Raw genomic sequence first — 7,019 nt, forward strand, 5'->3', positions numbered from 1 at the left:
GGCGAGGAGGGCGGCCCGTTCCTCGTCGGTGAGCAGGTCGATCCGGCCGACCGGCAGGGACGTCTCCGCCGCCGAGAGGGCCCGCAGCACGGTGAGCAGACGCCGGTGGTGAGCCGCCAGCTCGTCGTCCCCGCACAGCTCCGGGTGCACGTTGAGGTCGACCGTCGGGCACGTGCCGTCGCGGCGGTCCCACACGGCGAGCGTGAGGTCGCCGACCAGGCCCGAGGACAGGTTGTGGGCGGTCGTCGCCAGCCCGCCGAAGGTCACCGCGTAGTCGAACGACATGACGTTGACGACCGGGGCGTACCAGGTCCCCGCGTTGCCGGGCAGGCCGAGGTCGCGCTGGAGGTCCTCGGCCCGGTAGCGCTGGTGCCCGCCCAGGCCGAGCACCCGCTCCCCGATGCCGTCCAGGAGTTCGCGCAGCGTCGTGTCCGGTCGCAGCGAGAGCCTCAGCGGAAGGACGTTGGACGCCGTGCCGGGCGTCCGGCGCTGCACCTGGTCCAGGCGCGCCGTCACCGGCAGGCCGAGCACGACGGTCGAGGCGCCGGTCATCCGGTGCAGGTAGACGGCCGTGGCGGCGATGACCAGGTGCGACCAAGGCGCCCGTGCCCGGCGGGCCGCCGCGCGCAGACCGCTCAGCTCCCCGGGATCCAGGACGGCGGTGTGCCGGAGGTAGCGCTCCGGCGTGGTGGACGGCCGGCCGACCAGCCCGGCCGGCTCGGGGCGGTCGGCGAAGTGGCCCGTCCAATATGCCTGGTCTCGGGTGAATTGCTCTGAGGTGCGGTACCGCTGGTCGGCGGCCACCAGGTCGGACAGCGAACCGAACGGGCTGGGGCCCACCGGACCGCCCTGCGCGAGCGCGGTGTAGACGTCGGCCACTCTGCGGGTGATCAGCAGGGACCCGAAGGCGTCCATCACGGCGTGGTGGTAGCCCTGGTACCAGTAGAAGCGGTCGGGCCCCAGCCGCAGGAGCGCGTACTCGAACAGCGGGCCCTCCGCGAGGCGCATCGGCCGGGCGACGGCGGCCTCCAGCCACTCGCGGGCCGCCCGTCCCGGGTCGGGCTCCGCGCCGAGGTCGACCAGTTCGGGGGACCAGTCGCCGGGCCGGTGGACGACCTGCCGGACCTCGCCGTGTTCCTCGGTGAAGCGGACGTGCAGGGCCTCGGCCTCGGCGACCACCTGCCGCAGGGCCTGCTCGAACAGCACCGGATCCACTCGTCCGTGGATCTCCAGGTACTCGCCCACCCGGAAGACCCGGTTCGCCCGTCCCAGCCGCTGCTCGGCGATCCAGATCTCCCGTTGGGCAGCCGTGAGAGGCAGCGTGGTGCCAGCGCTGACGGACAAGTCTCCACCTCCGATAATTCCCCCGCGCGAATGGCCGAGGAGGCAGGAATGAAAGGCTCGTAACAACCCGGAAAAGGGGTCAGCAATGCGAACCGGGTGACAGAGGAACGGCAGCCGTCGGGTGCTCGGCACGGCGATATAGCCGTTCGTCTCGAAAACGGTCATAAGTGCCCGGAAGGGCAACGGAGGTCAACCTAACCCGGGAGCTGTGGGCGGTCAAGGAGATCAATGGGTTATGCCATACGCATGTCCCGCCCGTTGTCCCGCCGGCGGGACAACGCGCCCCGCCGGCCCGGACGGGAAAACGCCCGGCAGGCGGCCCACCGTAGGCGACCGCGGTGAACGGCGTGGGCGTCCGCGGTGTCAACTCCCTTGCTCGGGGCAGGAGTCCATTGATCTTCCGCGTGCTTGCCCGACGTTTCACGGCAGTGTTAGTTTCGCCCTCACCGAATGCCGCATGGAACATTTTGCGGACCTGTCTCGCAAAAGGAAACGTGTATGGCGAATGCGTGGTGGGGAAGCCATCTGCTGAGCCCGGGTGCGGATGACGACCTGTGGGCTGTTTCCAGCGCGCCGGTCACCCGGGGGCAGTTACGTACGGCGGTCGCTGATCTCGGACGTGTTTTCCGGGAACAGGGCATTACGGAGGGCAGCTCGGTTCTTCTGCGGATGAAACCGAGTTTCACCTATATTCATGTGCTGCTCGCGCTGTGGAGCAGGGGCGCGCAGGTGACCCTGGTCGACTTCCGGCTGAGACCGGCCGAGTACGAGCCGCTGGTGGACCTGGTGCGTCCGCAGTACGTCGTCGCCGCGGCCGGGGCCGAGGGGCCGGTGGCCGGATTCCGGCAGGAGTCCGGTTTCACCGTCCAGCGGCTGCCGCAGGGCCGGCCCGCCGCCGACGGCATCCGCCTGGTGCAGTTCAGCTCGGGGTCGACGGGCCGCCCCAAGGTGATCGGCCGGGCGGCGGCATCCGTGCTCGCCGAACTCGACCGGCACGCCGCGCTCCCCGGCATCCCCGGCCCCCGCGACCGGGTGCTGCTGCTGAACTCGGTCATGCACAACATGGGGCTGGTCAGCGGGGTGCTGCACGCCCTCGCGGTGGGCGCGACCCTGATCGTCCCGCCGACCCTGCGCCCCGCCGAGGTGGTGCGGCTGATGGCCCGTACACAGGCGACCGCCGTGTACGGCACACCCGTCCACTACGACCTGCTCACCCGGCTCGCCGGCCGGCCCGAACTGCCCGCGCTGCGGCTCGCGGTGTCCGGCGGCGAGCGGCTGCCGCAGGAGACGTACGACGGGTTCCGCGCGCACTTCGGCGTGCCGGTCAACCCGGTCTACGGCCTGACCGAGATCGGGCTGCTCGCCGGCGACCTGACCGGCACCTGTGTGCCCCCGCAGCTGGGACCCCCGGTGCCGGGCGCCGAGGTGAAGGTCGTCGGTGACGAACTCCACGTCCGGATGGACTCCTCGCCCTACCTGTACGGCGAGCACGCCGACCGTTTCACCGACGGCTGGCTTCGCACCTACGACCGGGTCCACCAGGATCCGGCGAGCGGAGTCCTGAGCCTGCTCGGCCGGTCCGACTCGCTGGTCGTCGTCGGCGGGCTGAAGGTCGACCTCGCCGAGGCGGAGAGCGTCCTGCTCGCCCATCCCCGGGTGAGCGAGGCCGTGGTGACCCACGGGGAGGTCATCGAGGCGTACGTGGGCGCCGACCGGGCGCTCACCCCGGACGAGCTCGTCGTCTGGTGCCGGGAGCGGCTGAGCCCGGTCAAGATCCCCAAGCGGTTCTCCGTCCTGCCGCGGCTGCCGCGCAACTCGATGGGGAAGCTGGTCCGCGACCGTGCGCAGCTGCGCGGACGCGTGACGTCCGAATCGTCGTCGCAGGTACAGGGGGAGCGTTGATCACGAAGAACGACATCCGGGCGATCCTCAGCGAGAACGCCGGGCTCGGGCCGCCCGAGGAACTGCCCGACGACGCCGAGCTGGTGATCGACTCGCTCACCCTGGTGGTCCTCCAGCACGGGCTGGAGGAGCGGCACGGCGTGGTGATCGACCCCGAGTTCGCGGACATGGCCCTGTTCACCTCCATCGCCGGCATCCACACCTACGTCACGAAGGCGCTGGAAGAGCACTGACCGACGCCCTTCCCGCCCCGACCTCTTCTGTCCTGGGAGTCAGCATGACCAACCCGTTCGAGAACGCCGAGGGCACCTTCCTCGTGCTCGTCAACGACGAGGGCCAGCACTCGCTGTGGCCGGCGTTCGCCGAGGTGCCGGCCGGCTGGACGGTCGCGCTCGCCGAGACCGACCGCCAGACCTGCCTCGACTACGTCGAGGAGCACTGGACCGACATGCGCCCGCTGAGCCTCGTACGCCGATAGGAGACCACGATGGACGACGGCATGGGCGAGGACGCATTCCGGCAGCTGCTGCTGCGGGAGGAGGACCTGGAGGAATCGTTCTTCGGGGAGGAGCCGAGCGCCGCCTACGACCCGGTCTTCGTCTCCGGCGACGAGTCGGGGCGGGCCCTCGTCGACCTGACGAACATGCTCACCCACGGCAGCCACCCCGACACGACGCACCACGCCTCCGCCCTGTTCACCAACATCGTGGGGTCCGTGGTCTTCCACCACGTCGCACGGTTCGCGGGCGGCTCCTGCCGGCAGGTGTACCAGGAGTTCTCCGACGCGGTCCGCGCCTGCGCGCGGTACCGGATGGAGCTGAACGACGGTGTCCAGCTGGACATCACCCGAACCGGCCTGGAGCCGGTCGCGCTGGGGGACGGGGGTTTCCTGGCGCGCTGGTCGTCCACGGTCGACCACTTCCGCATCGAGACCGCGTGGGCGATCGTCAGGAAGGGCGACGTCCTCACCTTCGTCAACGTCCGCATCCCCGACGAGTCGGAGGTCCACCGGCTCGCCCGGGTCGCCGTGGACCGCGTCGCCGAACTGACGGGCACGTCATGACGTCCACGGCACCCGTCGTCGACTTCGCCGCCGCGCTGGAGTCGGTCGGCACATGGCTGACCGAGTACATCTCCGCGAACCACCCGGACATCGGCCGCACCGGTCCCATCTGCCCCTTCGTGGCGCCCTCCCGCAAGAACCGCACCCTGGAGACCCGGCTGCGGCTGGTCGGGCACACGCCGACCCTCGAACTGATCGAGGAGATCGCCCGCAGCAGTCTGCGCGAGTACGAGCGGACCACCTGGCAGGGCCGGAACCCCATGCTCCAGGCCATGGTGGTCGTCCTGCCGGACCTGCGCAGCGAGGACACGGGGCTGCTCGACCTGGCGCAGGAGCGGGTGAAGGACGACTTCGTGGCGCGGGGGCTGATGATCGGCCAGTTCCACGAGAACTGCGAGGTGACCGCTGCCCGCAACCCCCGCTTCGCGGTGAGCAGGGCGCCGGTGCCGCTCCTCGCGATCCGCTCCATCGCCCTGCACGACATCTTCTTCCTGGCCGACCACCCGCACTGGTTCCGGGCCTACCGGGAGAAGTTCGGCAAGTTCTTCGGGCCGGACTCCACGGTGATGGACCCGCTGCTGGTGGAGCGCTACCGCCTCAGCGAGCAGGCCCACGGTTCCTGACGGACACCCGCTCCCGCCCGGGCCGGTCCCGGCGCACCGCCGCGGGCCGTGCCCGTCACCGCTGCGCGGGCTCCCGGTCCGCCTCGCCGTCCGCGAAACCCGGCAGCCAGCGCGCCACTTCGGCACGGAACGGGATCTCGCACTCCAGCTGGCACAGCACCGCCGTGGCCGCGCCCACCACGCGGTTGACCAGGACGTAGGACGGGGGGAGGTTGAAGCGGCGCAGCAGGTCACCCCGGCGCAGGTCGATGGCCTGCATCACCTCCTCGCGCAGCCAGTCACGGGTGAACCGGTACGTCTCCCCGGCCGCCGGAGTGGCCAGGGGCAGCAGGAACGAGCCGAGCGCCGCCGGCTCCAGGGGGACCCCGGGGGTGATGATGCCCTCGCGCACGAGCACGTCATCCGCCGCCGGCCAGTCGCCGTCCTGCGCCAGCCGCAGCAGCGTGCCGAGCGAGGACGGCAAGCCGTCCGGCAGGTGCTTGACGGAGCCGAAGTCGAGGACGCCGAGGCGGCCGTCCGCCAGCACCCGGAAGTTGCCCGGGTGCGGGTCCGCGTGCAGCCGGGCCGCCCGTTCGGGCCCGGAGAACAGGAAGCGGGCGTAGCGCAGTCCGGCGTGGTCGCGTTCGGCCTGGGTGCCCTCGCGGATGACGTCGGCGAGCGGGGTGCCGTCCAGCCACTCCGAGACGAGCACCCGCTGCGTGAACGTGACCACGTCCGGTACCAGGATCTCCTTGTCGCCCCGGTAGGCGTCGGCGAACGCCTGCTGGGCGGCCGCCTCCAGCCGGTAGTCGAGTTCGTCGGCGACCCGCTCCCGCAGCTCCCGCAGCATCGGCTCCACGTCCAGACCCGGGGTGACCACGGAGAACAGCCGGATCAGCCGCCCGAGCTGGGCGTAGTCGCCGAGCAGCGCCTCGTCCGCCCCCGGGTACTGGATCTTGACGGCCACGGGGCGGCCGTCCGCCCACACGGCGCGGTGCACCTGGCCGATGGAGGCGGCCGCCGTCGGCGTGTCGGAGAACTCGGCGAAGTGCTCGCGCCAGTCCGGTCCCAGCTCCTCGCACAGCACCGCGTGCACCTGCTCCGCCGGGAGGGCGGGCGCGGCCTCCTGGAGGAGGGTCAGGGCGGCCCGGTAGGGGCCGATGACCTCCGGGGGGAGCGCCGCCTCGAAGACGGACAGCATCTGCCCGAACTTCATCGCCCCGCCCTTGAGTTCGCCCAGCACCCGGAACAGGTGCAGGCTCGTACGGCGTTGCAGTTCGCCGGTGAGCAGGTCGACGGGCTGGCCCAGCAGCCGCCGTCCGAACCGCAGCGCCGACCGGCCCGCGAACCCCAGCGGCAGGGACGCCAGCCGGGCGTTCCGGGCCCAGGGGGAGCGCGGCAGGCCCCGGGCGGTGCCGCCGGTGCGGTCCTCCGGGTGGAGCTCCTCGTCACCCATCACACCCTCCCGGCGGTCGAGACGACGGCGGTCCGGGTCGCCGCGCCGAGGCGGGTGACGGCGTTGGCGATCAGGGCGTGGCCCGCCCCCCGGTCCATGGTCATGATCGACTCGGGGTGGAACTGGACGGCCGCGACGGGGAGCGTGCGGTGCTCGACACCCATCACCGTGCCGTCGCCGGTGCGGGCCGTCACCAGCAGCTCCGCCGGAAGCGTGTGCGGATCGGCGTACAGCGAGTGGTAGCGGCCGGCCCGGAACCGGGCGGGCAGACCGTGCAGGACCGTTCCGCCGTCGCCGACCACCTCGACGGACGACGGCTTGCCGTGCACGGGCCGCGCCAGCGTGCCGAGCGTGCCGCCGAAGTACTCCACGACGCCCTGCAGCCCGAGGCACACGCCGAACACCGGCAGCCCGCGCAGCAGCGCCGCGTCCAGCAGGCCGGACATGGCGAAGTCGGCCGGCCGGCCCGGGCCCGGCGACAGCAGCAGCAGGTCCGGCTCCACGGCGTCCAGCAGCTCCGGCGGGAACCCGGCGCGGTAGGTCACGACCTCGGCCCCGGTCTGCCGGACGTAGTCGGCGAGCGTGTGGACGAAGGAGTCCTGGTGGTCGGCGATCAGGACGCGCCGGCCGGCGGCGGGCGCCGCGGGGGCCG

General features: G+C 71.9%; 8 protein-coding genes. 5 read left to right on the forward strand and 3 right to left on the reverse strand.

Annotated elements, in window-relative coordinates; translation table 11 throughout:
- On the reverse strand, positions 1–1,344 hold a 1,344-nt coding region (locus tag GT045_RS14985; protein ID WP_237538594.1), incomplete at its 3' end, for a condensation domain-containing protein.
- A 498-nt stretch (positions 1,345–1,842) separates the two neighbouring features.
- On the opposite strand from GT045_RS14985, the gene GT045_RS14990 reads away from it, so the two are divergent.
- From GT045_RS14990 to GT045_RS15010, 5 genes are read left to right on the forward strand one after another with little or no spacing between them, the layout of a single operon-like run.
- Positions 1,843–3,246 carry a class I adenylate-forming enzyme family protein gene (locus GT045_RS14990; protein WP_161334462.1) on the forward strand — a complete coding sequence of 468 codons (1,404 nt, stop codon included), beginning with the start codon at positions 1,843–1,845 and terminating at the stop codon, positions 3,244–3,246.
- Positions 3,243–3,479: a phosphopantetheine-binding protein gene (locus GT045_RS14995; RefSeq protein WP_161288448.1), complete on the forward strand. Its 237-nt coding sequence runs from the start codon at positions 3,243–3,245 to the stop codon at positions 3,477–3,479. The genes GT045_RS14990 and GT045_RS14995 overlap by 4 nt, the downstream gene beginning before the upstream one ends.
- A 44-nt stretch (positions 3,480–3,523) precedes the next feature.
- Positions 3,524–3,724: an MbtH family protein gene (locus tag GT045_RS15000; protein ID WP_161334463.1), complete on the forward strand. Its 201-nt coding sequence runs from the start codon at positions 3,524–3,526 to the stop codon at positions 3,722–3,724.
- Positions 3,725–3,733: 9 nt separating this feature from the next.
- The gene (locus GT045_RS15005; RefSeq protein WP_161334464.1) at positions 3,734–4,309 is read left to right on the forward strand and encodes a hypothetical protein; all 576 of its coding nucleotides are present in this window, start codon (positions 3,734–3,736) and stop codon (positions 4,307–4,309) included.
- Positions 4,306–4,932 carry a DUF6875 domain-containing protein gene (locus GT045_RS15010; RefSeq protein ID WP_161288454.1) on the forward strand — a complete coding sequence of 209 codons (627 nt, stop codon included), beginning with the start codon at positions 4,306–4,308 and terminating at the stop codon, positions 4,930–4,932. Before GT045_RS15005 ends, GT045_RS15010 begins: the two co-directional genes overlap by 4 nt.
- A 55-nt stretch (positions 4,933–4,987) precedes the next feature.
- On the opposite strand, the gene GT045_RS15015 is transcribed toward GT045_RS15010, so the two are convergent.
- Together GT045_RS15015 and GT045_RS15020 are read right to left on the reverse strand one after the other, a co-directional pair.
- Positions 4,988–6,367: an AarF/ABC1/UbiB kinase family protein gene (locus GT045_RS15015; RefSeq protein WP_161334465.1), complete on the reverse strand. Its 1,380-nt coding sequence runs from the start codon at positions 6,365–6,367 to the stop codon at positions 4,988–4,990.
- On the reverse strand, positions 6,367–7,019 hold a 653-nt coding region (locus GT045_RS15020), incomplete at its 5' end, for a gamma-glutamyl-gamma-aminobutyrate hydrolase family protein (protein ID WP_202528101.1). The genes GT045_RS15015 and GT045_RS15020, both read right to left, overlap by 1 nt.

The organism is Streptomyces sp. SID486, assembly GCF_009865385.1.
In the GTDB taxonomy this organism is placed as follows: Bacteria; Actinomycetota; Actinomycetes; order Streptomycetales; family Streptomycetaceae; genus Streptomyces.

What these genes read in the sequence shown, in the direction of transcription:
- GT045_RS15000 (WP_161334463.1), top strand. Translation starts at nt 3,524, where the DNA reads ATGACCAACCCGTTCGAGAACGCCGAGGGCACCTTCCTCGTGCTCGTC.
- GT045_RS15015 (WP_161334465.1), bottom strand. Translation starts at nt 6,367, where the DNA reads ATGGGTGACGAGGAGCTCCACCCGGAGGACCGCACCGGCGGCACCGCC.
- GT045_RS14990 (WP_161334462.1), top strand. Translation starts at nt 1,843, where the DNA reads ATGGCGAATGCGTGGTGGGGAAGCCATCTGCTGAGCCCGGGTGCGGAT.
- GT045_RS15010 (WP_161288454.1), top strand. Translation starts at nt 4,306, where the DNA reads ATGACGTCCACGGCACCCGTCGTCGACTTCGCCGCCGCGCTGGAGTCG.
- GT045_RS15005 (WP_161334464.1), top strand. Translation starts at nt 3,734, where the DNA reads ATGGACGACGGCATGGGCGAGGACGCATTCCGGCAGCTGCTGCTGCGG.